25 protein-coding genes and 2 rRNA genes (1 of these 27 only partly in view) are annotated in these 22,938 nt (G+C 70.5%); 16 read left to right on the top strand and 11 right to left on the bottom strand.

Annotated features, from left to right (window positions below):
- Both Nocox_RS36235 and rrf read left to right on the top strand, forming a co-directional pair.
- Positions 1–1,217: ribosomal RNA gene (locus Nocox_RS36235) — 23S ribosomal RNA — on the top strand (it extends 1,889 nt beyond the left edge of the window).
- 87 nt (positions 1,218–1,304) lie between these two features.
- A 5S ribosomal RNA gene (gene rrf / locus Nocox_RS36230) occupies positions 1,305–1,421 on the top strand.
- Positions 1,422–1,485: 64 nt separating this feature from the next.
- Here rrf and Nocox_RS36225 read toward each other — a convergent pair.
- A complete protein-coding gene (locus tag Nocox_RS36225) occupies positions 1,486–1,938 on the bottom strand; it encodes an Lrp/AsnC family transcriptional regulator (protein ID WP_020544197.1) in 453 nt (150 codons plus the stop codon).
- 127 nt (positions 1,939–2,065) lie between these two features.
- Here Nocox_RS36225 and Nocox_RS36220 point away from each other — a divergent pair, with 127 nt between their 5' ends.
- The gene (locus Nocox_RS36220) at positions 2,066–2,953 is read left to right on the top strand and encodes a phenylalanine 4-monooxygenase (RefSeq protein WP_020544196.1); all 888 of its coding nucleotides are present in this window, start codon (positions 2,066–2,068) and stop codon (positions 2,951–2,953) included.
- A 66-nt stretch (positions 2,954–3,019) separates the two neighbouring features.
- Complete coding sequence (locus tag Nocox_RS36215) at positions 3,020–3,913, top strand: serine hydrolase (RefSeq protein ID WP_020544195.1); 894 nt, start codon at positions 3,020–3,022, stop codon at positions 3,911–3,913.
- Here Nocox_RS36215 and Nocox_RS36210 read toward each other — a convergent pair.
- From Nocox_RS36210 to pstS, 5 genes are read right to left on the bottom strand one after another with little or no spacing between them, the layout of a single operon-like run.
- Positions 3,882–4,607, bottom strand: a complete 726-nt coding sequence (locus tag Nocox_RS36210; protein WP_020544194.1) for a response regulator transcription factor — start codon at positions 4,605–4,607, stop codon at positions 3,882–3,884. The two genes, Nocox_RS36215 and Nocox_RS36210, sit on opposite strands and share 32 nt — an antisense overlap.
- Positions 4,607–5,383 carry a phosphate ABC transporter ATP-binding protein PstB gene (gene pstB / locus Nocox_RS36205; protein WP_020544193.1) on the bottom strand — a complete coding sequence of 259 codons (777 nt, stop codon included), beginning with the start codon at positions 5,381–5,383 and terminating at the stop codon, positions 4,607–4,609. Before pstB ends, Nocox_RS36210 begins: the two co-directional genes overlap by 1 nt.
- A gap of 15 nt (positions 5,384–5,398) precedes the next feature.
- On the bottom strand, positions 5,399–6,295 hold the full coding sequence (gene pstA, locus Nocox_RS36200; protein WP_020544192.1) for a phosphate ABC transporter permease PstA: 897 nt from the start codon (positions 6,293–6,295) through the stop codon (positions 5,399–5,401).
- Entirely contained in the window at positions 6,292–7,272 is a 981-nt protein-coding gene (pstC, locus tag Nocox_RS36195) for a phosphate ABC transporter permease subunit PstC (RefSeq protein WP_020544191.1), read from the bottom strand. Before pstC ends, pstA begins: the two co-directional genes overlap by 4 nt.
- A gap of 6 nt (positions 7,273–7,278) precedes the next feature.
- Positions 7,279–8,394 carry a phosphate ABC transporter substrate-binding protein PstS gene (gene pstS, locus Nocox_RS36190; protein ID WP_020544190.1) on the bottom strand — a complete coding sequence of 372 codons (1,116 nt, stop codon included), beginning with the start codon at positions 8,392–8,394 and terminating at the stop codon, positions 7,279–7,281.
- A gap of 172 nt (positions 8,395–8,566) precedes the next feature.
- Between pstS and Nocox_RS36185 the strand changes: the two genes are divergently transcribed.
- Both Nocox_RS36185 and Nocox_RS36180 read left to right on the top strand, forming a co-directional pair.
- On the top strand, positions 8,567–8,989 hold the full coding sequence (locus Nocox_RS36185) for a low molecular weight protein-tyrosine-phosphatase (protein ID WP_246649662.1): 423 nt from the start codon (positions 8,567–8,569) through the stop codon (positions 8,987–8,989).
- A complete protein-coding gene (locus Nocox_RS36180; protein ID WP_020544188.1) occupies positions 8,976–9,770 on the top strand; it encodes a fructosamine kinase family protein in 795 nt (264 codons plus the stop codon). The genes Nocox_RS36185 and Nocox_RS36180 overlap by 14 nt, the downstream gene beginning before the upstream one ends.
- A gap of 10 nt (positions 9,771–9,780) precedes the next feature.
- Here Nocox_RS36180 and hisN read toward each other — a convergent pair whose 3' ends face one another.
- Complete coding sequence (gene hisN / locus Nocox_RS36175) at positions 9,781–10,611, bottom strand: histidinol-phosphatase (protein WP_020544187.1); 831 nt, start codon at positions 10,609–10,611, stop codon at positions 9,781–9,783.
- Positions 10,612–10,673: 62 nt separating this feature from the next.
- Here hisN and Nocox_RS36170 point away from each other — a divergent pair, with 62 nt between their 5' ends.
- A complete protein-coding gene (locus Nocox_RS36170) occupies positions 10,674–11,120 on the top strand; it encodes a DUF4442 domain-containing protein (protein ID WP_026214535.1) in 447 nt (148 codons plus the stop codon).
- A 3-nt stretch (positions 11,121–11,123) separates the two neighbouring features.
- Here the strand turns inward: Nocox_RS36170 and rsgA are convergent, their stop codons facing one another.
- Together rsgA and aroA are read right to left on the bottom strand one after the other, a co-directional pair.
- Positions 11,124–12,140 (bottom strand): ribosome small subunit-dependent GTPase A, encoded by a 1,017-nt coding sequence (rsgA, locus tag Nocox_RS36165; RefSeq protein WP_020544185.1) that lies wholly within the window; start codon positions 12,138–12,140, stop codon positions 11,124–11,126.
- A 121-nt stretch (positions 12,141–12,261) separates the two neighbouring features.
- On the bottom strand, positions 12,262–13,548 hold the full coding sequence (gene aroA, locus Nocox_RS36160; protein WP_020544184.1) for a 3-phosphoshikimate 1-carboxyvinyltransferase: 1,287 nt from the start codon (positions 13,546–13,548) through the stop codon (positions 12,262–12,264).
- Positions 13,549–13,654: 106 nt separating this feature from the next.
- Between aroA and Nocox_RS36155 the strand changes: the two genes are divergently transcribed.
- Together Nocox_RS36155 and Nocox_RS36150 are read left to right on the top strand one after the other, a co-directional pair.
- Positions 13,655–14,401 (top strand): SOS response-associated peptidase, encoded by a 747-nt coding sequence (locus Nocox_RS36155; protein ID WP_020544183.1) that lies wholly within the window; start codon positions 13,655–13,657, stop codon positions 14,399–14,401.
- Positions 14,402–14,559: 158 nt separating this feature from the next.
- Positions 14,560–14,892 (top strand): TraR/DksA family transcriptional regulator, encoded by a 333-nt coding sequence (locus Nocox_RS36150; RefSeq protein ID WP_020544182.1) that lies wholly within the window; start codon positions 14,560–14,562, stop codon positions 14,890–14,892.
- Between the two features lie 64 nt (positions 14,893–14,956).
- Here the strand turns inward: Nocox_RS36150 and Nocox_RS36145 are convergent, their stop codons facing one another.
- Positions 14,957–15,700: a class I SAM-dependent methyltransferase gene (locus tag Nocox_RS36145; protein WP_020544181.1), complete on the bottom strand. Its 744-nt coding sequence runs from the start codon at positions 15,698–15,700 to the stop codon at positions 14,957–14,959.
- 302 nt (positions 15,701–16,002) lie between these two features.
- On the opposite strand from Nocox_RS36145, the gene Nocox_RS36140 reads away from it, so the two are divergent.
- The 7 genes from Nocox_RS36140 to Nocox_RS36110 all read left to right on the top strand — a co-directional run bounded on the left by Nocox_RS36140 (position 16,003) and on the right by Nocox_RS36110 (position 22,296).
- A complete protein-coding gene (locus tag Nocox_RS36140; RefSeq protein ID WP_242375979.1) occupies positions 16,003–16,539 on the top strand; it encodes a sigma-70 family RNA polymerase sigma factor in 537 nt (178 codons plus the stop codon).
- Positions 16,536–16,802, top strand: coding sequence for a mycothiol system anti-sigma-R factor (rsrA, locus tag Nocox_RS36135; RefSeq protein WP_020544179.1), 267 nt, complete (start codon positions 16,536–16,538; stop codon positions 16,800–16,802). Before Nocox_RS36140 ends, rsrA begins: the two co-directional genes overlap by 4 nt.
- 10 nt (positions 16,803–16,812) lie before the next feature.
- A complete protein-coding gene (locus tag Nocox_RS36130; RefSeq protein ID WP_020544178.1) occupies positions 16,813–17,754 on the top strand; it encodes an NAD-dependent epimerase/dehydratase family protein in 942 nt (313 codons plus the stop codon).
- A gap of 193 nt (positions 17,755–17,947) precedes the next feature.
- Positions 17,948–19,303 carry an HD-GYP domain-containing protein gene (locus Nocox_RS36125; protein WP_020544177.1) on the top strand — a complete coding sequence of 452 codons (1,356 nt, stop codon included), beginning with the start codon at positions 17,948–17,950 and terminating at the stop codon, positions 19,301–19,303.
- Positions 19,300–20,595: an HD-GYP domain-containing protein gene (locus tag Nocox_RS36120; protein ID WP_020544176.1), complete on the top strand. Its 1,296-nt coding sequence runs from the start codon at positions 19,300–19,302 to the stop codon at positions 20,593–20,595. Before Nocox_RS36125 ends, Nocox_RS36120 begins: the two co-directional genes overlap by 4 nt.
- A 91-nt stretch (positions 20,596–20,686) precedes the next feature.
- Positions 20,687–22,051 carry an acetyl-CoA carboxylase biotin carboxylase subunit gene (locus Nocox_RS36115; protein WP_246649661.1) on the top strand — a complete coding sequence of 455 codons (1,365 nt, stop codon included), beginning with the start codon at positions 20,687–20,689 and terminating at the stop codon, positions 22,049–22,051.
- A gap of 32 nt (positions 22,052–22,083) precedes the next feature.
- Entirely contained in the window at positions 22,084–22,296 is a 213-nt protein-coding gene (locus Nocox_RS36110) for a biotin/lipoyl-binding carrier protein (protein ID WP_020544174.1), read from the top strand.
- A gap of 19 nt (positions 22,297–22,315) precedes the next feature.
- Here the strand turns inward: Nocox_RS36110 and Nocox_RS36105 are convergent, their stop codons facing one another.
- On the bottom strand, positions 22,316–22,705 hold the full coding sequence (locus Nocox_RS36105) for a thioesterase family protein (protein ID WP_026214533.1): 390 nt from the start codon (positions 22,703–22,705) through the stop codon (positions 22,316–22,318).
- Between the last annotated feature and the right edge of the window lie 233 nt (positions 22,706–22,938).

The raw sequence follows: 22,938 nt of genomic DNA, 5'->3' as shown, positions 1-22,938 counted from the left end.
TAACTTCGGGAGAAGGGGGACCTCTGCTGGTGATGGGCTTTGCGCCTGGAGCTGGTGGGGGTCGCAGTGGCCAGGGGGAAGCGACTGTTTACTAAAAACACAGGTCCGTGCGAAGTCGTAAGACGATGTATACGGACTGACGCCTGCCCGGTGCCGGAACGTTAAGGGGACCGCTTAGTCAGCGCAAGCTGGCGAAGGTGAGAACTTAAGCGCCGGTAAACGGCGGTGGTAACTATAACCATCCTAAGGTAGCGAAATTCCTTGTCGGGTAAGTTCCGACCTGCACGAATGGCGTAACGACTTCCCCGCTGTCTCAACCACAGACCCGGCGAAATTGCACTACGAGTAAAGATGCTCGTTTCGCGCAGCAGGACGGAAAGACCCCGGGACCTTCACTACAGCTTGACATTGGCGTTTGGAGCGTCTTGTGTAGGATAGGTGGGAGACTGGGAAGCTCGGACGCTAGTTCGGGTGGAGTCATTGGTGAAATACCACTCTGGTCGTTTTGAACGTCTAACTCTGGTCCGTGATCCGGATCGGGGACAGTGTCTGGTGGGTAGTTTAACTGGGGCGGTTGCCTCCTAAAGGGTAACGGAGGCGCCCAAAGGTTCCCTCAGCCTGGTTGGCAATCAGGTGTTGAGTGTAAGTGCACAAGGGAGCTTGACTGTGAGACTGACGGGTCGAGCAGGAGCGAAAGCTGGGACTAGTGATCCGGCATCGGCGTGTGGAAGCGGTGTCGCTCAACGGCTAAAAGGTACCCCGGGGATAACAGGCTGATCTTCCCCAAGAGTCCATATCGACGGGATGGTTTGGCACCTCGATGTCGGCTCGTCGCATCCTGGGGCTGGAGTAGGTCCCAAGGGTTGGGCTGTTCGCCCATTAAAGCGGTACGCGAGCTGGGTTTAGAACGTCGCGAGACAGTTCGGTCCCTATCCGCTGCGCGCGCAGGAGACTTGAAAGGGGCTGTCCCTAGTACGAGAGGACCGGGACGGACGAACCTCTGGTGTGCCAGTTGTATCGCCAGGTGCACGGCTGGTTGGCTACGTTCGGAAGGGATAACCGCTGAAAGCATCTAAGCGGGAAGCTCGCCTTGAGATGAGGTCTCCCACCACGAGAGTGGGTAAGGCTCCCGGTAGACGACCGGGTTGATAGGCCGGAGGTGGAAGCGCGGTAACGTGTGGAGCTGACCGGTACTAATAGGCCGAGGACTTGACCACAAAGCATACTTTCTTGAAGTTTTTGCTCGCGTCCACTAGGCAATTCTGAGGCAGCAGGCACGTTTGTGTTTGTGTGTTTCGGAGGGTTACGGCGGTTATGGCGGGAAGGAAACACCCGGTTACATTCCGAACCCGGAAGTTAAGCTTCTCTGCGCCGATGGTACTGCACTCGGGAGGGTGTGGGAGAGTAGGTCACCGCCGGACAATCTTTATGGAGGGCCCCGACTGGTTCAGTCGGGGCCCTTCTGCATTTCCGGGGGCGGGCGCTTCAGGAGGACTGCAGGAGCGGTTCGATGCGGAACGGGATCTGGGTGCTCAGGGCGATCGTGGTGTCCGTGCGTTGCACGGCGGGTGAGGCCAGGACGCGGGCGATGATCTCCTGCAGGTGATCGGTGCTTCTGGCCACCACGCGGCAGAGCAGGTCGTGCTGGCCGCTGGTGCCGTGCACCTCCAGGATCTGCGGCACGGCCGCCAGGGCGGCCACCGCCTCCTCCAGCCGGCCCTGGGCGATCTGCAGCCAGACGAAGGCCAGGATGGGGTGGCCGGCGGCGGCCGGTGAGACCGTGGGGCCGAAGTCCTGGATGACGCCCCGGACGGTCAGCTTCTCGACGCGGGCCTGAACGGTGCCGCGTGCCACGCCCAGCAGCCGGGCGAGCTCGGTGAGACCGACGCGCGGGTGGGCGCGCATGGTCACGAGCAGACGGGCGTCGAGGTCGTCCATGAGGGGCCTCCGGAGGGAATGTGCGATTCGACCAGGAAATGGCGCTTCGGGCGGGCGGAATTGAGCGTATCGCGCAGCAGGAGTGAGCGCTCTTGCCAGGAAAAGCGAGACTTGCTGTTATCTGGACATGTTTGAGGAAGCACAGTACTTCGCGCCGGTCGCCGCCCAGGAGGACGGGTCGGTGGTGGTGGAGCTGGCCGCGTCGCATCCGGGGTTCGCGGACCCGGTGTACCGGGCGCGGCGCAACGCGATCGCGGCTCTGGCACTCGGTTACCGGCCGGGGACTCCCATCCCGGCGGCCGAGTACACCGAGCAGGAGCACGAGGTGTGGGCGATGGTGAGCAGGGAGCTGGCGATCAAGCACGCCAAGTACGCCACCGCCGAGTACCTGGACGGGGTGGCCAGGCTGGGCCTGCCCGCCGATCGCATCCCGCAGCTGGAGAAGGTGTCGGAGCTGCTGGAGCCGCTGACCGGGTTCCGGTATCTGCCGGCGGCCGGGCTGGTGCCGCTGCGCGACTTCTACGGGGTGCTCGCCGACGGGTTCTTCCACTCCACGCAGTACATCCGGCACCATTCCGTGCCGTTCTACACGCCGGAGCCGGACGTCGTGCACGAGGTCATCGGGCATGCCAACGCGCTGGCCGCCGACCGGTACGCGGCCCTCTACCGGCTGGCCGGGCAGGCGGCGCGGCGGGTCGAGGGCGAGGAGGCGCTGGAGTTCGTCTCGAAGGTGTTCTGGTTCACGCTGGAGTTCGGGGTGATGCGGGAGCAGGGCGAGCTGCGGGCGTACGGGGCGGGGATCCTGTCGTCGTACGGGGAGATCGAGGAGTTCCGCGGGATGGACATCCGGCCGCTGGACTTGGCGGCCATGGGCACCACGCACTACGACATCACGAAATATCAGGATGTGTTGTTCGCGGCGGAGTCCTTGGAGCACCTGGAGGACGTCGTGGGCGGTTTCTGGGCCACCTGCGACGACGACTCGATCGCCCGGCTCATGGCCTCAGCCGTCTAGCACATTCATCCGAGTTCTCGCCATAATGCCCGGGTGATCACAGGCCGGGGCCAGGTGACAGTACGTGTGCTGCTCGCTCTCGCCCTGCTCCTGTCCCTGATCACCGTGCCGGCGGACCGGGCCGCCCCGGCCGCCATGGCGACCCCGGTGGCAAGGACGACGGGCGGCGTGACGCTGCGGCGGATCGAGCGCATCGCGGCCGTCGAGCCACTGCGGACCATCTCCCCGAAACGGATCGGCAGGCGGCTCGACCGCTACCTGGCGGGCCGCCGCTCCGGGCCGGTCACGGCCATGGTGAAGGACCTGACGAGCGGGCGGCTCTACCGCTATCACCCCGGCGAGCGGCTGATCACCGCGAGCAGCTCCAAGGTGCTCATCCTCATGGCCCTGCTGCTGAAGACGCCGTGGAAGAAGCTGCCGGGAGGCGTCCGGCGCGACGCCGAGCAGATGATCCGCGCCAGCGACAACCACGCCGCGGACCGGCTCTGGCTGCGGATCGGCGGCGCGAGCGGGCTCACGAAGGCGGCGCGGCGGTTCGGGCTGAAGCACACCACGGGCGTTCCCGGCTCCTGCGTGGACCTGTATTGCTGGGGAATCACCCGTACGTCGGTGGATGACCAGATCCGTCTCATGAGTGCTCTGGTGTCCCCCAGGAGCCCGCTGAAGGCCGGGGAGCGCTCACGGGTGCTCGACCTCATGGGCGCGGTCGTGGACGGCCAGGACTGGGGCCTGAGCGCCGCGGCCTGCCGGGGCGAGCGGGTCGCGCTGAAGAACGGCTGGCTCAAGCGGGTCTCGACCGGGCGCTGGGCCGTCGTCACCGTCGGCCTGATCAGCGGCGATGGCCACGACTACGCCGTGGCCGTGCTCAGCGAGGGCAGCCCGGACGTCGGCCACGGCATCGCGACCGTCGAGGGCGTGGCCCGGCAGATCATGAGGGAGTTCCGGAGATGCTCGGCGTGACCAGCCGGTAGCCGACGCCGCGTACGGTCTGGATGAGCTGGTCGTCCTCGTCGCCGAGGCGTGCCCGCAGCCGCTTGACGTGCACCGCGATGGTGTTCGTCGAAGTCGTGGCGGCGGTGTGCCAGACGTGCCGCATGATCTGCTCGCGGGTGACCGTGCGGTCGGCGTTGCGCATCAGGTACCGCAGCAGCTCGAACTCGCGCAGCGGCAGGTGGACGGTGCGCCCGCCGACGCGTACCTGGTAGGCCTGGGCGTCGAGCTCCACGCCGCCGACGTGGAGCACGTCACGCGACTCCGGGGAGGCCGCGTGGATGAACGGCAGCAGCTCCGGCACCCGGTACGGCCTCGCCACACAGGCGGCGGCGCCCGCGGCGAGCGCGCGGACGGCCTGCTCGGCGTGCCCCTCGCCGACGCCGAGCAGCACCGGCACGGCCCTGGCGAGCCGTACCGCGCGGACGAACTCGACCGCGTCGATGACCGGGATCGTGGCCGAGACGAGCACCACGTCCGGCCGCAGGGCGCCCGCCTGCAGCAGACCCTGGGCGCCGTCGGGGGCGCCGGTGACCGCGACGCCCTCGCGTTCGAGGGCGAGCGCGACCTCGTCGACCACGGTCCGGTCCGGATCGGCGATGAGCAGCACGGGCCTGGTCCTCACGTCCCCGTTCACCGTGACGGGCGCCTGCTGTCGGGTCATCAGCCGAAGCGCCCCGTGATGTAGTCCTCGGTGGCCTTCTGGCTCGGGTTGGTGAACATGCGCGAGGTCTCGTCCATCTCGACGACCTTGCCGGGTTGGCCCTGGCCCGCCAGGTTGAAGAAGGCGGTGCGGTCGCTGACGCGGGCGGCCTGCTGCATGTTGTGGGTGACGATGACGATCGTGAACTCGTCCTTGAGCTTGGCCATGAGGTCCTCGATGGCCAGTGTGGAGATCGGGTCCAGCGCCGAGCACGGTTCGTCCATGAGCAGCACCTGCGGCTTGACCGCGATCGCGCGGGCAATGCAGAGCCGCTGCTGCTGGCCGCCGGACAGGCCCGCGCCGGGCTTGCCGAGGCGGTCCTTGACCTCGTTCCAGAGGTTGGCGCCCTTCAGCGACTCCTCGACGATGCCGTCGAGCTGCGACTTCGGCAGGCGGCCGTTGAGGCGGAGGCCGGCGGCGACGTTCTCGTAGATCGACATCGTGGGGAACGGGTTGGGGCGCTGGAAGACCATGCCGATCATCCGGCGTACCGAGACGGGCTCGACGGAGGCGCCGTAGAGGTCGTCGCCGTCGAGCAGCACCTTGCCCTCGACGCGGGCGCCGGGGATCACCTCGTGCATCCGGTTGAGCGTGCGCAGGAACGTCGACTTGCCGCACCCCGAAGGGCCGATGAACGCGGTGATGGAGCGCGGTTCGATGGTCATCGACACGTCCTCGATGGCCTTGTGCGCGCCGTAGTACGCGTCCAGACCCGAAACCTGGATCTGCTTGGACATGAGTGGCGGTACCCCCTATCGGCCCTTGGCGGGCGCACGCCACCAGGCGATCAGGCGCGCCACCAGGTTGAGCAGCATGACGATCAGGATGAGCGTGAGGGCCCCGGTCCACGCCCGGTCGATGGCGGTGTCGTTGGGACGCGCCGCCTGGTCGAAGACGTAGAGGGGAAGGCCCATCTGCGGCCCGCTGAACGGGTCGTTGTTGATCGAGTCGGTGAAGAACACCGTGAGCAGGATCGGCGCGGTCTCGCCGGCGACGCGGGCCACGGCCAGCATGACGCCGGTGACGATGCCGGTGAACGCGGTCGGCAGCACGATCTTCATGATCGTGCGCCACTTGGGGACGCCCAGCGCGTACGACGCCTCGCGCAGGTCGGCGGGAACCAGCCGGAGCATCTCCTCGGTGGACCTGACCACGGTCGGCATCATGAGGATGGACAGGGCCATGGCGCCCGCCCACCCGCTGTACGGCATGCCGAGGAACAGGATCCAGAACGCGAGGATGAACAGGCCCGCGACCACCGAGGGGACGCCGGTCATGACGTCCACGAAGAAGCTGATGGCGCGGCTCAGCCGGCCGCCGTTGCCGTACTCGACCAGGTAGATGGCGGTGAGCAGGCCGATCGGGACCGAGATGGCCGAGGCGAGCAGCACCTGTTCGAGCGTGCCGATGATGGCGTGGTAGGCGCCGCCGCCCGCGTCCCGCGCGCCGATGCCCCGCATGGAGTGGGTCAGGAACTCCAGGTCGAAGCGGGCCATGCCGTTGGAGATCACCAGCCACAGCACGGACACCAGCGGTACCACGGCCAGCGCGAACGCCAGATAGACCAGCCCCTGGACGAAGCGGTCCTTCACCCGGCGGCCGGTCGAGATGTGCTGGACCCCGCGCGGGGCCTCCTGTTGCAGGGTCATGCGCCGGCCCTCGCGTACTCCTTGCGGCGGTTGATGATCATGCGGGCCGCCATGTTGACCAGCAGGGTGATGACGAACAGCACCAGTCCGGAGGCGATGAGCGCGCCGCGCCCGACGGGCGTGGCCTCGCCGAAGCCGTTGGCGATGTTGGCGGCGATGCTGTTGCCGTGCGGGGTGAGGATCTGGACGCTGATGTCGAAGGTGGCGGGGAAGATGAGCGCGACCGCGATGGTCTCGCCCATGGCGCGGCCGAGGCCCAGCATCGCGGCGCTGATGACGCCGGGCCGGCCGAACGGCAGCACCGCCATCCTGATCATCTCCCAGCGGGTGGCGCCGAGCGCGAGCGCCGCCTCCTCGTTCATGCGCGGCACCTGCAGGAAGACCTCGCGGGAGATGGCCGCGATGATCGGCAGGATCATGATCGCCAGGACGATGCCGCCGGCCAGCATGGTCTTGCCGCCGATCGCGCCCTCGCCGGCGAACAGCGGGAACCAGCCGAGGTGCTCGTTGAGCCACCGCGAGGGCTCCCGCAGCAGCGGCACGAGGAAGGCCAGACCCCACAGGCCGTAGATGACGCTGGGGACCGCGGCGAGCAGGTCGATGAGGTAGCCGAGCGGCCCGGCGAGGCGGCGCGGCGCGTAGTGGGAGATGAACAGCGCCACGCCGACCGCGATCGGGGTCGCGATGACCAGCGCGATGCCCGAGCTGAGCACCGTGCCGAACGCCAGCGCGCCGATGCCGAACACCTGGCTGCTGTTGGGCTCCCAGACGAGGTCCGTGAAGAAGCCGCCCTTGTTCGCCCGCAGCGCGGGGACCGCCTCGGCGATGAGGAACACGGCGATGGCCGCCATGATCGCCAGCAGGACGACCCCGGCCGCGGTGGCCAGGAACTTGAAGGCCCCTTCACCGGAGGTGCGCCGCGAGGCGGACCGGCGCGTGGCCGGCCCGCCGTCGCGGATCTTCGTGTCGGTCGCCATCGGCCGCTAGGAGATGGCCTCGATGGCGGTGCGGACCTTGGTGAGCAGGCCGCCGGCGAGCGGGGCGTAGCCCAGGTCCTTGAGCGCCGCCTGGCCCTCGTCGCTGGCGGTGTAGGTGAGGAACTCCTTGACCAGCTTGGCCTCCTCGGCGGGCAGGCCCTTCTCACAGGTGATCTCGTACGTCACCAGGACGATCGGGTAGGCGCCCGCGGTCTTGGTGCCGTAGTCGATCGAGAGCTTGAGGTCGTTGCCGGTGCCCTTGATCTCGGCGGTCTCGACCGTCTTGGCGGCGCTTTCCGGGGTCAGCTCGACGAACTCGCCGGAGCCGTTGGCCACCTTGGCCTTCTGGAGCTGGGAGTTGTCGGCGTACGACATCTCGACGTAGCTGATGGCGCCCTCGGTGTCCTTGACCGAGGAGGCGATGCCGTCGGAGCCCTTGGCGCCCTGGCCCTTGGCCTCGGCGGGCCAGGCCTTGGCCGGGTCGTACGGCCACTCGGCCGTGGCCTTGAGGAACTTGGTGAAGTTGTCGCTGGTGCCCGACTCGTCCGAGCGGTGGAACGCCTGGATCGGGGTGGAGGGCAGCTTGGCGTCGGGGTTCTCGGCCTTGATCGCCGGGTCGTCCCACTTGGTGATCTGGCTGTTGAAGATCCCGCCGATGGTCTTGGGGGAGAGCTGCAGACCGTCCACGCCCGGCAGGTTGTAGACCACGGCGACGGGGCCGGTCACCATCGGGAGGTTGATGGCCTTGCCGGTCTTGCAGCGGGCGTCGGCCTGGGCCGGCTCACCCTTCTCGTCGTTCAGGGCGGAGTCGGAGCCGGCGAAGGAGACCGTCCCCTGGATGAAGGCCTGCACACCCGCGCCCGAGCCGCTGGGCTGGTAGTTGATGCTCACGCCCGAGTTGGTGGCCTGGAAGTTCTTCTTCCACTCGTCAATCGCGTTGGCCTGGGCGGAGGAGCCCGCGGCGTTGATGGTGCCGCTCAGGGCGTTGTCGTTGCCCGCGGCGGGGGCGCTGGCGGCGGTGGTGCCAGCGTTGCCCGCCGAGGCGTTGTTGTCTGTGCCGCACGCAGCGAGCGAGAGCGCACCGACGACGGCGACGGCGGCGAGCCGGCCTGCATACTTCACGGTGGGGTTCCTTTTCACTTGGTCCTCAGTCGCCGTTGAAGCTACGCAGCGAAAGTGACTCGGATCCCTAGCAAGGGTGAACGTACGGTGAACGCCCCCGGTCACCCTCATGATGGGTGTTATGACGTATCGCGTATGCGTGGTTTGCATGGGGAACATCTGCCGGTCGCCCATGGCGGAGATCGTGCTGCGGCGGGTCCTGGAGGAGCGCGGGCTGGGCAAGCGCGTCGTGGTCGAGAGCGCGGGGACGGGCGGCTGGCACGTGGGCGAGCCCATGGACGAGCGGGCTCTCGGCATCCTGGCCGAGCGCGGCTACGACGGGGCCGCGCACCGCGCCCGGCAGTTCACCGCCGACTGGTTCGACCGCTACGACCTGGTGCTGGCCATGGACCGGGACAACCTGGCCAATCTGCGGCGGCTCGCGCCCGCCGGGGTGGAGGTGCGGCTGTTCCGCTCGTTCGATCCGGCGGCGCCGGCGGGGGCCGAGGTGCCCGATCCGTACTACGGGGGGCCCGAGGGGTTCGAGGAGGTGCTCTCGCTGGTCGAGGCGGCCGCCGAGGGCGTGGCCAAGCACGTCGCCGATGAGATCGGTTAGGGAGCTCGGCACGTCCCACGGCTGGCGGCTGCGGCAGGGCGTGCTGGACGACGGGCGGCCGGTGTTCGTCAAGAGCGGGCCCGCCGGCGTGGTGGCGGAGGTGTTCGCCGCGGAGGCGGCGGGGCTGCGCTGGCTGGGCGAGGTCGTCGCGGTGCCCGAGGTGATCGAGGTGGAGCCGGACCGGCTGGTGCTGTCCTGGGTGGAGGAGGAGCCGCCGGGGCCGGCGGCGGCCGAGCGGTTCGGGCGGGAGCTGGCCCGGATGCACCGGGCGGGCGCGGAGGCGTTCGGCGCGCCGTGGCCCGGGTTCATCGCCGAGCTGCCGATGGACAACCGGCCGTGCGGCTCGTGGCCGGAGTTCTACGCCGAGCGGCGGGTCCTGCCGTTCCTGCGTCAGGCGCGGCTGCCGGCGGCCGACGTGGCCGAGGTCGAGCGGGCCGTGGCGCGTTTCGCCGAGGTGGCCGGTCCTGACGGGCCGCCGTCCCGGATCCACGGGGACCTGTGGAGCGGGAACGTGCTGTGGTCGGGCGGTTCGGCGGTGCTGGTCGATCCGGCCGCCCACGGCGGGCACCGGGAGACCGACCTCGGCATGCTGGCGCTGTTCGGGCTGCCTCACCTGGACCGGGTGCTCGGGGCGTACCGGGAGGAGTGGCCGCTCGCGGACGGGTGGCGCGAGCGGGTGCCGCTGCACCAGCTCCATCCGCTGCTGGTGCACGTCGTGCTGTACGGCGGGTCCTACCGGGCGAGCCTGATGGCGGCGGTGCGGCGGGTGCTGGAGCTGTGAGCGCGTCCGGTCAGCGGACGCGGGTGCCGTTGAGTCGGGCGATGACCTCGTCGTGCAGGAGGCCGTTGCTGCAGACCAGGCTGCCGCCCTCCAGGCCGCGTACGCCCGTGGTGTCGGTCCAGACGCCGCCGGCCTCCTCGACGATGACCGTGAGCGCGGCCATGTCCCAGGCCGACAGCTCGGGCTCGGCGGAGAAGTCGACCGAGCCCTCGGCGACCATCATGTGCGACCAGAAGTCGCCGTAGGCGCGGGTGCGCCAGCAGGCGCGGCTGAGGTCGAGGAAGGTGTCGAGCCTGCCGGTCTGCTCCCAGCCGCCGAAGCTGGAGTAGGAGAAGGAGGCGTCCTCCAGGCGGGAGACCGAGGAGACGCGCATCCGGGACGCCTTGGCCAGGCTCTTGCCGGTCCACGCGCCGCCGTCGGTGGCCGCCCACCAGCGCCGGCCGAGCGCGGGGGCCGAGACCAGGCCGACGACGACGCGGCCGTACTCCATGAGGGCGATCAGCGTCGCCCACACGGGCACGCCGCGCACGTAGTTCTTGGTGCCGTCGATGGGGTCGATGATCCAGGATCTCGCGCCCCTGCCGGTGGTGCCGAACTCCTCGCCCACGACCGCGTCGCGGGGCCGTGCCCGGCGCAGCGTGCCGCGGATCGTCTCTTCGACGGCGCGGTCGGCGTCGCTGACCGGGGTGAGGTCGGGCTTGGTGTCGACCTTGAGGTCGACGGCCTTGAACCGGCGCATGGTGAGGTCGTCGGCGGCGTCCGCCATGACGTGCGCGAGGCGCAGATCATCGTTGTAACCCTGCACGGTCGCCCACGCTACCGTGCCGGGCGGACGGAACATCAGTCGCAGACGTCCCTTTTCTGGTAACCGCCCCTTCAGTTACTCACCGGTAGCATGCCGATATGTCGTTAGATGTTGGTGCGTTGCTGCTGGAGACCGTCCCCTTCGCCCGGACTGTGGGGATCGTGTTCGACGAGGTGGGCGACGGGCGGGCGGTCTGCCGCCTGCCCGATCGCGAGGACGTGCGCAACCACGTGGCGGGGCCGCACGCCGGAGCGCTGTTCACGCTGGCCGAGACCGCCTCGGGAGCGGCCATGCTCTCGCTGCTGGGGGACGAGCTCGGCCGGGCCGTGCCGCTCACCACCGGCGCCAGGGTCGAGTACCGCAAGTTCGCCAAGGGCGAGGTGCGCGCCGAGGCCCGGCTCCTGGCAGAAAGGAAGGCGGTGGCCGCCGAGCTGGACGCGGGCGGGCGGCCGGAGTTCGAGGTGGCGGTGGAGCTGACGGACGGCGACGGCGTCGTCGTCTCCACGGTCGCCATCACCTGGACCCTGCGGCCCCACCGGCGCTGAGCGTCACGTGGCGCGTTCGGCGGCGTCGTCGAGCGCGCCCTCGCGGCTGGACAGCAGGCGGCGCAGCGACTCCAGGCGGGCGGGATCGGCGTTGCCCGCGGCGGCCCAGGCGTCGAGCGCGCAGCCGTCGGCCAGGTGCGTGCAGCCCTTGGGGCAGTCGACCGTGCCCTCCACGAGGTCGGGGAAGGCGGCCAGCACCGTCTCCACCGACACGTGGGCCAGGCCGAAGCTGCGCACCCCCGGCGTGTCGATGATCCAGCCACCCTCCGGCAGCTCAAGGGCCACCGCCGAGGTGGAGGTGTGCCGGCCCCGGCCGGTGACCGCGTTGACCTGGGAGACGGCCCGGTTGGCGTCGGGGACCAGGACGTTGACCAGGGTGGACTTGCCGACCCCGGAATGGCCGACCAGGACGCTGATCCGGCCGGCCAGGTGCTCGCGCAGCTCGTCGAGCGAGCCGCCCTTGTGGACGACCACGTGCGAGACGCCCAGCGGCTCGTAGAGGGCCACGAGGCCGTCGGGCGGCGCGAGGTCGGACTTGGTGAGACAGAGCAGGGTGTCGATCTCGGCGTCGAACGCCGCCACCAGGATGCGGTCGATCATCCGCGGCCTGGGCGGCGGGTCGGCGAGCGCGGTGACGATCACGAGCTGGTCGGCGTTGGCCACGATCGGGCGCTCGATGCCGTCGGTGTCCTCGGTGTCGTCGGCAGAACGGCGGAGCATCGAGGTGCGCGGCTCCACGCGCACCACCCGGGCCAGGGTGTCGGGGCGGCCCGACACGTCGCCCACCAGCGCCACCCGGTCACCGACCACGATGCCCTTGCGGCCCAGCTCGCGGGCCTTCATGGCGACCACGAGCCGGCGTTGCTGCTGCTTGCGCCGCTGCGCCGAGCCCCTGGCGCGGTCGGGCTCGACGAGGACGGTGTAGCGGCCCCGGTCGACGGCGACCACGAAGCCCTCGACGGCGTCCTCGTGGGCAGGGCGGATGCGGGTGCGCGGCCGCGACCCCTTGCCCGGCCTCACCCGTACGTCGTCCTCGTCGTATTCCCGCTTTCTCAGCGGTCCGCTCCCATGCGTGCGTGTTCCTTCCTTCGGCTCGTCCGGCAGGTGCCCGGAGCGCCGGTCGCGAAACCAGCCTGTCCGGTCACCGGGACTCCAGCATCGCCGTCCACATGGCGGCGAACTCCGGCAGGGTCTTGGCGGTCGTCGCGATGTTCTCCACCTCGACGCCGGGCACGCGCAGGCCGATCACCGCGCCGGCCGTGGCCATGCGGTGGTCGTCGTAGCTGTGGAAGACGCCGCCGCGCAGCGGGCGCGGGCGGATGACCAGGCCGTCGCCGGTCTCCTCGGCGTCGCCGCCGAGGCGGTTGATCTCGGTGGCCAGCGCGGCCAGCCGGTCGGTCTCGTGGCCGCGCAGGTGGGCCACGCCGCGGATGCGGGTGGGCGTCGTGGCCAGCGCGGCCAGGGCGGCGATCGTGGGCGTGAGCTCGCCCACCTCGCGCAGGTCGGCGTCGATGCCGGTGATCTCGCCGGTGCCGGTGACCGTCAGGTCGGCGGCGCCGGCGTGCTCGTCGCGGGCGACGGTGGCGCCCATGGACGTGAGCAGGCCGCGCAGCGCGTCGCCCGGCTGGGTGGTGACGCGCGGCCAGGCGGGGATGGTGACGGCGCCGCCGGTGACGAGCGCGGCGGCGAGGAACGGCGCCGCGTTGGACAGGTCGGGCTCCACCGTGACGTCGCGCGCCGCGATCGGCCCCGGCTCGACCCGCCACACGTCGGGCTCGCTGTCGTCGACGGCGACCTCGGCCGCCCTCAGCATCTGCACGGTCATCTGGATGTGGGGCTGGGAGGGCACCGGCGGGCCGGCGTGCCGGATCGTGACGCCCTTGGGGAACCGCGCGGCCGACAGCATCAGCCCCGACACGAACTGCGAGGAGCCCGAGGCGTCGAGCGTGACCTCGCCGCCGGTGAGCGGCCCGGTGACGGTGAACGGCAGCGCGTCGTTGTCGATCCGCGCGCCGAGCGCCCGCAGGGCGTCGAGGATGGGGCCCATCGGGCGTTTGCGGGCGTGCGGGTCGCCGTCGAAGGAGACCGGCCCGTCGGCCAGCGCGGCGATCGGCGGCACGAACCTCATGACCGTGCCCGCGAGGCCGGCGTCGACGGCCGCGCCGCCGCGGACGGGGCCGGGCGTGACGTGCCAGTCGACGCTCGCCGGGGTCTCGGCGGACGGCTCGAGCCGGGCGCCGAGCGCGCGCAGCGCGGCGACCATGAGGTCGGCGTCGCGGCTGCGCAGGGCCCTGCGGACCACGCCGGGACCGTCGGCGAGGGCGGCCAGGACGAGCGCGCGGTTGGTCACCGACTTGCTGCCGGGCAGCGGCACGGTGGCGCTGACGGGCGTGGCGGCGGTGGGCGCGGGCCAGTGCGGAACGGACATGGTGAAAGCCTATCCGGGCGCGGCGGGCGGGGGTGCCCACCTGCGGACGACGGGGAACACGCGGCGGGAAGGCGTAGGTGTCGGTGTCACGTGGCAGGGTGGGGTCATGTGCGGTAGATACGCCTCGGCGCGCAAGAAGCACGAGATCCTGGAGGAGTTCCAGGTCGAGCTGGACGGTGAGCCGGACAAGGAGCTCGGCGCCGACTACAACGTCGCGCCCACCAAGAACGTCTACGCGATCATGGACCGCGTGCCCGCCGAGGGCGACCGCGCGGTGCGGCAGCTCAGGGTCGTCAAGTGGGGCCTCGTGCCGGCCTGGGCGAAGGACCCGTCGATCGGCTCGCGCATGATCAACGCCAGGATCGAGACGGTGGCGGAGAAGCCGTCCTACCGCCGGGCGTTCGCCAAGCGCAGGTGCCTGCTGCCCGCCGACGGCTACTTCGAATGGATGCCGGTCGAGGGCGAGAAGCGCAAGAAACAGCCGTACTACATTCATCCCGCCGACGGCGGGATGCTCGCCATGGCCGGCCTGTACGAGTTCTGGAAGGACCCCTCGCGCGACGACGACGATCCGCAGAAATGGCTCGTCACCTGCACCGTGATCACCACGGACGCCGAGGACCAGCTGGGCCGCATCCACGACAGGATGCCCATGATGATCGAGCGGGAGCGCTGGGCCGAATGGCTCGACCCCAAGCTCACCGACCCCGCCGAGGCCACCCGGCTGCTGGTGCCCGCCGAGCAGGGGCGGCTCACCGCGTACGCGGTCTCGACGGAGGTCAACAACGTGCGAAACAATGGGCCCGACCTCATCAAACCTCTCCCTGAACAAGAGGAGACGCCCCTTTTCTGAAGGTGTAGGAAGCACAGTAAGTGGGCATTCGGTGAGAAAAGCGGGTGCATTCGTTTACTCGAGGTCACCGCCACACATGCCCCTTTTGATGGCACCGGGCGGGACATCCGGGGAGTTCCTGTCGCGGGCTGCTTCCTTTTACCCGGAGGTGCGGATTCGTGGACGTCACGACCGCTCGTGAGCGGCTGGAAGACATGCTGGCCGAACTGGACCGCTCGATCGCCGTCCTGCAGGGAGACCCGGTCGCCGTGCGCGAGCGCCACGCGGCCGACGCCGGCTCCGACCTGACCGACGCCGACCGCGCCCGCGCCATGCTGACCGTGGCCGCGACGCAGCGCGACGCGGTCGTGGCGGCGCTCAAGCGCCTGGAGGAAGGCGTGTACGGCCGCTGCGTCGACTGCGCCAGGCCGGTCCCGGAAGGCCGGCTGGAGGCGCGGCCCGAGGCCGCCAGGTGCGTCCAGTGCCAGGGGAAGCGGGAGCGGCGGCGCTGATCCGGCGCCGGCCTCACGGGAGCGCCGCCGGCCACGAAGAACGGCGGTCACCCTCCCGGGGGCGTCAGCCCTTCTTCCGCGCGCTGGCCACGAGGTGGATGCCGACGGTGTCGTCGTCGTCCGGGTGGGCCTCCAGCTCCGTGCGCACCAGCCAGGTCAGGGAGCGCGCGTCGGAGCCGAGCACGTGGTCCACCGTCGACGGCGACAGCACCGTGCGCGGCCGCATCCACTCCACCTCCAGGCCGGCGCCGACCAGCAGCTCGCGCAGCTGCCCGCTGCTGAAGCAGCGCGTGATGCTGCCGTCGGGCCAGGGCACGAGCATGACCTCGCCGGTCTGCCGCAGGTGCTGCCACTGCTCCTGCTCGGCGAGGATGGCCATGCCGAGGACCAGCGAGTCGACGCACACCAGCGCGCGCCCGCCGGGCCGCAGCACGCGGGCGACGTCGCTCATGGCCGACTCCGCCATGAGCTCGATCGACATCACGCGCTCCTCGGCGAGCACCGCGTCCACGCTCCCGTCGGGAAGGAACGCCAGATCGTCGGCGCGTATGTGACGGACCCGGTCGGCGTCCCGCAACCGGGACTGCGTGTCCACGCTGCGGCGGAAGTCCAGCAGCTCGATCACCTTGTGCCCGGCCCTCGCCGCCTGCCCGGACCAGCGCCCCCGGCCGCCGGACAGGTCGAGGATCACGGAGGGGTCGGCGGGAAGCCAGCGGTTGAGTTGTTCGGCGGCGACGGCGCGGTAGAACGTCCAGTACGGCCCGAGCGTCCCTGAGCCGTTGAGTTCCTCGGCCGGAATGGGCAGCACACGCGACTCCTGGGTGACGGGAAAAGGGCTACCAGCCGGTACGTATGACGTTCCCCGCACCGGGTCCTTCGTACCTTCTATCTTGCGGGAACAGACGAGGGCGCGGGGATGTTGCGACGAGCATGCTCACATTGGCAGCGCCCCTCCCCGATGCCGGGCCGGAGGTGGCCCAGCGGGTATCCTTCCCCGAGTACGGTGACCCGCAGCAGCCGGCCACCGGTGATCTTAGGGGGGTGGGTCCGGTGCCCGCGACAGGCGCGGAGACGCTGGAGCAGCGGAGCGAGCGATTCGAACGCGACGTCATGCCGTATCTCGAACAGCTCTACAGCGCCGCGCTCCGGATGACCCGAAATCCCGCGGACGCGGAAGACCTCCTGCAGGAGACCTTCGCCAAGGCGTTCGCGTCGTTCCATCAGTTCCAGCAGGGCACCAACCTCAAGGCGTGGCTCTACCGGATCCTCACGAACACCTTCATCAACAGCTACCGCAAGAAGCAGCGTGAGCCCAAGCAGTCCGGCACCGAGGAGATCGAGGACTGGCAGCTCGCGCGGGCGGAGTCCCACACCTCGAGCGGCCTGAAGTCGGCCGAGGTCGAGGCGCTGGAGCACCTGCCCGACGGCGACATCAAGCAGGCCCTCGCGGCGTTGCCCGAGGAGTTCAGGATCGCGGTCTACCTGGCCGACGTCGAAGGCTTCCCCTACAAGGAGATCGCCGACATCATGGGCACTCCCATAGGCACCGTGATGTCGAGGCTGCACAGGGGACGCAGGCAGCTGCGGGGCCTCCTTGAGGACTACGCCCGTGAGCGCGGCCTGGTCCCGGCGGAGGAAACGAAATGAGCTGTGGCAACCCGCACGACACCGACTGTCGCGAGGTGCTCGACAAGGTCTACGCCTATCTCGACGGCGAGCTGACCGAGCACGACGTCGTCGAGATCCGCGTGCACCTCGACGAGTGCAGCCCGTGCCTGAAGGAATACGACCTCGACAAGGTGGTCAAGGCGCTTGTCGCCAAGCACTGCGGCTGCGACCCCGTCCCCGCCGACCTCCGTTCGAAAGTGCTCGACCGCATCGCGCAGGTGAGGGCCGAGCTCGCCGACTAGGATGCTCCCCATGCGCGTGTTGGTCACCGGGGGTGCCGGGTTCATCGGATCGAACCTCGTCGATCGGCTGCTTGCCGACGGTCACGAGGTCCACGTCGTGGACGACCTGTCCTCCGGCAGCAGGGACAACCTGAGCGGGGCGGCCGCGAGCGAGCGGTTCCGGCTGCACGTGCTCGACGTGCGCGAGCCGGCCCTGGTGGGCCTGGCCGCCGAGGTGCAGCCGGAGGTCATCTGCCACCTGGCCGCGCAGATCAGCGTGCGCAGGAGCGTCGCCGACCCGGTGCACGACGCCTCCGTCAACGTCGAGGGCACCGCCCGCGTCCTGGAGGCGGCGCACGAGGGCCGCGCCCGCAAGGTGGTGTTCGCCTCGTCCGTGGCGGTCTACGGGCGGCCGGCCACCATCCCGGTGCCCGGTGACGCGCCGACCGATCCGCGCTCGCCGTACGCGGCCTCCAAGCTGAGCGGCGAGATCTATCTCGCCGCCTTCCGCGCCCTGCACGGCATCGAGTACACCACGCTGGTGCTCTCCAACGTCTACGGCCCCCGCCAGTCGCCCGAGGGCGAGGCCGGCGTCGTGTCGATCTTCACCGACGCCCTGCTCAACGGCACGCCCACGGTCGTCTTCGGCGACGGCACGCAGACCCGTGACTACGTCTACGTCGAGGACGTCGTGGACGGCTTCGCCCGCGCCTGCGGCCCGCGCGGCGACGGCCACAGGTTCAACCTCGGCACCGGCATCCAGACGACCGACCGCCGGCTGCACGCGCTGATCGCCGACGCCGCCGGCGCGCCCGACAAGCCGGGTTTCGCCCCGGCGCGGCTCGGCGACCTGCCCGCCATGGCCGTGGACCCGGTGCCCGCCCACGTCGGGCTCGGCTGGGAGCCCCGTACCGACCTCGCGACCGGCCTCAAGCAGACCGTCGAGTGGGCGCGGAGGCATCGCCGCACGTAGTGGCTTGATTACGCTTTGCTTGCGATTCTCCGGCGGGCCGGTGCGGCCGCGTCGTCTTCTGTAGCGTTGAATCCCAGAAGTCGACGTGGAGGCATCGCATGGTGAAGGTGACGGTCGCCCGGACGCCCGCGCGGGCCGGCGGCGTGACGCCTCCAGGCGTGTCCTGGACCTGACGACGCCGGAGGGGAGCCGCATGCGTGACCTGCCGTGGCCCGCGAGGGTCTACCTGGTCGCCGTCATCGGCGCGGCGGCCGCGCTCATCGCCCGCGGCGCGGTCGTCTCGGGCGCGCCCACGTCCACCGAGGACCTCGACGTCCTGCTGGTGCTCGCCCTGCTGTTCCTCGTCTGCGAGTCGATGCCCACGCTGCTCAACGTGGAGCAGTTCGCGGTGTCGGTCAGCTTCTCCGCCTCGCTCGCCGCCGTGGTGCTCATCGGCCCCGACGGCGCGGCCCTGGTGGGGCTGACCGCGGTGCTGAGCGTCCGGCCGGGGCTGCCGCTGATCAAACGCCTCTTCAACGGCGCCCAGTTCGCCATCTGCGGCTACGCGGCCGGGCAGGTCTACCTCGCGCTCGACGGGCGGGTCGGCGTCCCCCAGGTCAACGCCTTCGACGAGCTCATCGGGCCCTACGCCGCGGCCACCGCCGTCTACGTGCCGCTCAACATCGTGCTCACGCTCACCATGATCGCGCTGGCCACCGGGGTGCGCGACACCGAGGTGCCGTTGCGCGGCATGGTCCAGTTCCTGCTGTCCTATCTGGGCTACGGCACGTTCGGGCTGCTCGTGGCCGGGCTCTGGGCGACCGTGCAGTCGATCTCGGCGGTGCTGGTGCTGCTGCCGCTGTTCGTGGCGCGGTGGGCGTTCGGGCAGTATCACGCGCAGCAGCGCTCGTACGACGCCACCATCGCCGCCCTGTGCCAGGCCGTCGAGACGAAGGACTACTACACCCGGGGCCACTGCACGCGCGTCTCGCACGCCTCCTCGATGATCGCCCAGGAGATCGGCATGGGCCTGGAGCGGGTGCGGGCGATCCGCTACGCGGGCATGCTCCACGACGTCGGCAAGCTCGGCGTGCCCACCAAGGTGCTGCAGAAGGACGGGCCGCTCACCGAGGAGGAGTTCGCGGCCATCCAGCTCCATCCGATGCGCGGCCTGGAGATCGTCCGGGGCATCGGCTTCCTCGACGAGGCCTACGCCGGCATCATGCACCACCACGAGAAGCACGACGGCACCGGCTACCCGATGGGCCTCGCGGGTGACGAGATCCCCGAGTTCGCCAAGGTCATCGCGGTCGCCGACGCGTTCGACTCGATGACCTCCGACCGCTCCTACCGTGGCGCCCGGCCGGTGCCCGTGGCCGTCGAGGAGCTGCGCAAGAGCGCGGGCACCCACTTCGACCCCGTCATGGTCGACGCCTTCATCCGGGCGCTCGAACGCGAGCCGTGGCAGCCGCCGCGCCGGGTCGACCCGCCGCCGCCCGAGGCCGTCGCCACGCCGATCAAGGACCACGACGACCCCACCATGCCCATCCAGGTCGTGACCGGACAATGATCGCCACCGGACGTGTCGCACGCACGAGGGGACGCTCGCTCAACACCGTCCTGCGCAGGCTCGACTCGGGCCAGTTGCTGCTCATCTGCGCGGCGGGCCTGGTCGCCGTGGCGGGCGTCGCCCACACCGCGACCGTCGGGCTCGAACGGCCGGAGATCGCCGTCGGGTTCGGCGCGCTCATCGCGGTGGGTGAGCTGGCCAGGCTCACCATGCCGGGCAACAGGGAGGTCGCGCCCATCGGCGCCGCCGCCGCGCTCGGCTACACCCTGCTGCTCGACCTCAGCCAGAACCCGCTGACCCACTCCGCGCTGCAGGTGGTGGCGGTGATCGCGGTCGGCATGGCGGCGGGGGCCGCGCCCCACCTGGCCGTGGGCCGCCCGCCCCGGCTGGACGCGATGGCCCGCAGGCTCCTCACCGGCGCGCTGCTGGCCTTCGCCTTCCGCCCGCTGGCCGATCCGCTCCGCCGGATGACTGAGCCGCCCACCAGCACCTGGTGGCCGGCGCTCGCGGTGATGGTCACGCTCATCGCGATCAGCCTGCTGGTCGACGTGCTGATCGCCGCCTGGCTGCGGGCTGAGCAGGTCCGCACCGCGTTCCGGGTGGCGGTGCGCGACGAGCTCAACATGGCCTTCCCGCTCGGCGCCGCCGTCGCCGCGTCCGGAGTGCTGCTGGCGCTCGCCACCCACAGCATGGACCTCGTCGCGCTGCTGGTGTTCGCCGCTCCGCTGCTGGTCACGCAGGTGGCCTTCCGCAAATACGCGGGCATCCGGGCGACCTACCTGCAGACCGTGCGCGCGCTGTCGCGGGTCACCGAGGTCGGCGGCTACGTCGAGCCCGGCCACTCGCGCCGGGTGAGCCGCCTCGCCGTGGCCGTCGGCAGGGAGCTGGGCATGGCCGAGCCCGAGCTGCTGGAGCTGGAGTACGCGGCGCTGATGCACGACATCGGGCAGCTCTCGCTGCGCGACCCGATCCCGGGCGGCGCGACCGTGCTCACCGAGCCCGAGCAGGCCCGCCGCATCGCCGAGCTGGGCGCCGAGGTCATCAGGCAGACGGGCGTGCTCGACCGGGTGGCCGAGGTGGTCCGGCGGCAGTGCGACCCGATCTCCGCCGACCCGCCGCTGTCCAGCCGGATCATCAAGGTCGCCAACGCCTACGACGACCTGGTGGGCCCCTCGACCGACCGCGACCGGGCGGGCGCGGCGCTGGAGCGGGTGCGCGCCGCGCCGGGCGGCGCGTACGACCCGCACGCGCTGGAGGCGCTGGCCCGGGTCATCGACCGCGGCCGGCTTTGAGCGCATTGTCGAGTTCCTACAGATCAGCTCCACAGGATCGGTGGTTTCGGGCGAAAGGGGAAAAGCCCTTCACAGCCATAGGGTGATCGGCGTGCTGACTGAGACGCTCGGACCCGTTCTGATCGCCAACCGGGGGGAGATCGCGCGCCGGATCATCCGCACGGTCAAGCGGATGGGCCTGCGGGCCGTCGCCGTGCACTCGGAGGCCGACGCCGGCCTGCCGTTCGTACGGGAGGCCGACGTGGCCGTGCCGCTCGGCCCCGCCAACCCCGCGCAGAGCTACCTCGACGCCGCCAAGGTGCTGGAGGCGGCCCGCGCCACCGGGGCGCGATCGATCCACCCCGGCTACGGGTTCCTCTCGGAGAACGCCGCCTTCGCCCGCGCCGTGGCCGAGGCCGGGATGACCTGGATCGGGCCGTCGCCGGAGTCCATCGACCGCATGGGCGACAAGATCAACGCCAGGAACCTCATGGAGGCCGCCGGCGTGCCGGTCGCCGCGGGCACCCGCGAGCCGGTCACCGACCTGTCGCTCGCGCTGCGGGCCGCCGAGCGCATCGGCTACCCCGTCATGGTCAAGACCGCGGGCGGCGGCGGTGGCATCGGCATGAGCGTGGCGCACGACGACGAGGCGCTGGCCAAGGCGTACGAGCAGGCGGCGCGGGCGGCGTCCAGGTTCGCCGGCGACGCGCTCGACGGCCCCGCGGTGCTGATCGAGCGCTACGTCGAGCGGGCCCGCCACGTCGAGGTGCAGATCCTCGGCCTGCCCGACGGCCGGGTGCTGGCGCTCGGCGAGCGCGACTGCTCGGTGCAGCGCCGCCACCAGAAGGTCGTCGAGGAGTCGCCGTCGCCCGGCATCACCCCGGAACTGCGCGAACGCATGCTGGCCGCCGCGGTGCGGGCCGGCGAGGCGGTCGGCTACCTCGGCGCGGGCACGGTCGAGTGCCTGGTGGACGCCGGCGCCCAGGACTTCGTGTTCCTGGAGATGAACACCCGGCTCCAGGTGGAGCATCCGGTCACGGAGCTGGTCACCGGTCTCGACCTGGTCGAGCTGCAGCTGCGGGTGGCGGCCGGCGAGAGCCCCGACCTCGACGTGCGGCCCCGGGGGCACGCGATCGAGTTCCGCGTCTACGCCGAGGACCCCCAGCGCTTCTTCCCCGGCCCCGGCGTCATCACGACCTGGGAGGAGCCGGTCGGCGACGGCGTGCGGGTCGACTCGGGTTACGAGGCGGGCAACGCCGTCACGCCGTTCTACGACCCGCTCATGGCCAAGCTGTGCGTGCTCGGCGAGGACCGCGCCGACGCCCTGGCCAAGGGCCGCAAGGCCGTCGAGGCGTTCGCGGTCGCGGGGCCGAGGAACAACCTGCCGTTCTGCGCGGAGCTGCTGGACCACGACGAGTTCGTGACCGGCGACTACGACACCGCTCTCGTCGCGCGGATGCGCGGCGGGCGGGCCTAGAGTGAACACATTGACGAAAGAGGGGAGCCCCGGTGGCTGAGGTACGCGCGGAGATGGTGGCCAACGTCTGGAAGGTCCTCGTCCGCGAGGGCGACACCGTCGAGGACGGCGACACGCTGGTCATCCTGGAGTCCATGAAGATGGAGATCCCGGTGCTCGCCGAGGACGACGGCGTGGTCGCGCAGCTCAAGGTCGCCGAGGGCGACGTGATCCAGGAAGGCGACCTCATCGCCGTCATCGGCTGATCGCCCGACCGCCGTGCTCTCAGCCGAGGCGGCGCTGCGCGCCCGCGAGGAACTTGTGCCGGTCGACGACGACGCGCTCGATGGTGCCCTGGCCGACGACGCCGCGCTTGTCGTGGGCCTCGAAGGCGAAGACCAGCCGGCGGCCGTCCACCTCGGTCAGCTCGACGCCGACCTGCACGTGCGTGCCGAGCGGGCTGGCCGCCAGGTGGTCGAGCGTGACCCGGGTGCCGACGGAGGTCTCGCCGGGCGCGAGGTGCTTCTCGACCGCCCGTACGGTCGCGGCCTCGGCGAGCGCGAGCAGGCGCGGCGTGGCCAGCACGGGCACGTCGCCGCTGCCGGCCCGCTTCGCGGTGTCCGCCATCTGGACCATGATGAGCAGTTGAGAGCGGAGACCAGGAGCGAGCGTCATGGGGTCAGCCTAGCGACAGGGGTGCCGACTTCCCGGAAACGCGGACAAGTGCCACCACAAGGCCCCAGGATATGGTTTGTACGGCTTAAGACATTTGAGTGGCATGTGGGTCAGGCGAGTCGTACACTCTCTGAGTTCCGTGACCACTGTGTTACCTCGCCGCGACAAAAGTTCGCTTTGTTGGGAACCCGCGGGGGCGAGAGGTTACAGAGGTAGGAGGGTAGCGGGGGAAT

The organism is Nonomuraea coxensis DSM 45129, from assembly GCF_019397265.1.
GTDB lineage: Bacteria > Actinomycetota > Actinomycetes > Streptosporangiales > Streptosporangiaceae > Nonomuraea > Nonomuraea coxensis.
Note: the sequence above shows the minus strand (reverse complement) of the source record. Positions and strands in the feature narration are given on the sequence as shown.

Bases quoted from the DNA above. Each gene is read 5' to 3' on its own strand.
- Nocox_RS36210 (WP_020544194.1), bottom strand. From the start codon at position 4,607: ATGACCCGACAGCAGGCGCCCGTCACGGTGAACGGGGACGTGAGGACC.
- Nocox_RS36220 (WP_020544196.1), top strand. From the start codon at position 2,066: ATGTTTGAGGAAGCACAGTACTTCGCGCCGGTCGCCGCCCAGGAGGAC.
- Nocox_RS36140 (WP_242375979.1), top strand. From the start codon at position 16,003: ATGCCGTATCTCGAACAGCTCTACAGCGCCGCGCTCCGGATGACCCGA.
- Nocox_RS36120 (WP_020544176.1), top strand. From the start codon at position 19,300: ATGATCGCCACCGGACGTGTCGCACGCACGAGGGGACGCTCGCTCAAC.
- pstC (WP_020544191.1), bottom strand. From the start codon at position 7,272: ATGGCGACCGACACGAAGATCCGCGACGGCGGGCCGGCCACGCGCCGG.
- Nocox_RS36130 (WP_020544178.1), top strand. From the start codon at position 16,813: ATGCGCGTGTTGGTCACCGGGGGTGCCGGGTTCATCGGATCGAACCTC.
- hisN (WP_020544187.1), bottom strand. From the start codon at position 10,611: ATGTTCCGTCCGCCCGGCACGGTAGCGTGGGCGACCGTGCAGGGTTAC.
- Nocox_RS36225 (WP_020544197.1), bottom strand. From the start codon at position 1,938: ATGGACGACCTCGACGCCCGTCTGCTCGTGACCATGCGCGCCCACCCG.
- rsrA (WP_020544179.1), top strand. From the start codon at position 16,536: ATGAGCTGTGGCAACCCGCACGACACCGACTGTCGCGAGGTGCTCGAC.
- Nocox_RS36155 (WP_020544183.1), top strand. From the start codon at position 13,655: ATGTGCGGTAGATACGCCTCGGCGCGCAAGAAGCACGAGATCCTGGAG.
- pstA (WP_020544192.1), bottom strand. From the start codon at position 6,295: ATGACCCTGCAACAGGAGGCCCCGCGCGGGGTCCAGCACATCTCGACC.
- Nocox_RS36125 (WP_020544177.1), top strand. From the start codon at position 17,948: ATGCGTGACCTGCCGTGGCCCGCGAGGGTCTACCTGGTCGCCGTCATC.
- Nocox_RS36105 (WP_026214533.1), bottom strand. From the start codon at position 22,705: ATGACGCTCGCTCCTGGTCTCCGCTCTCAACTGCTCATCATGGTCCAG.
- aroA (WP_020544184.1), bottom strand. From the start codon at position 13,548: ATGTCCGTTCCGCACTGGCCCGCGCCCACCGCCGCCACGCCCGTCAGC.
- Nocox_RS36185 (WP_246649662.1), top strand. From the start codon at position 8,567: ATGGCGGAGATCGTGCTGCGGCGGGTCCTGGAGGAGCGCGGGCTGGGC.
- Nocox_RS36180 (WP_020544188.1), top strand. From the start codon at position 8,976: ATGAGATCGGTTAGGGAGCTCGGCACGTCCCACGGCTGGCGGCTGCGG.
- pstB (WP_020544193.1), bottom strand. From the start codon at position 5,383: ATGTCCAAGCAGATCCAGGTTTCGGGTCTGGACGCGTACTACGGCGCG.
- Nocox_RS36170 (WP_026214535.1), top strand. From the start codon at position 10,674: ATGTCGTTAGATGTTGGTGCGTTGCTGCTGGAGACCGTCCCCTTCGCC.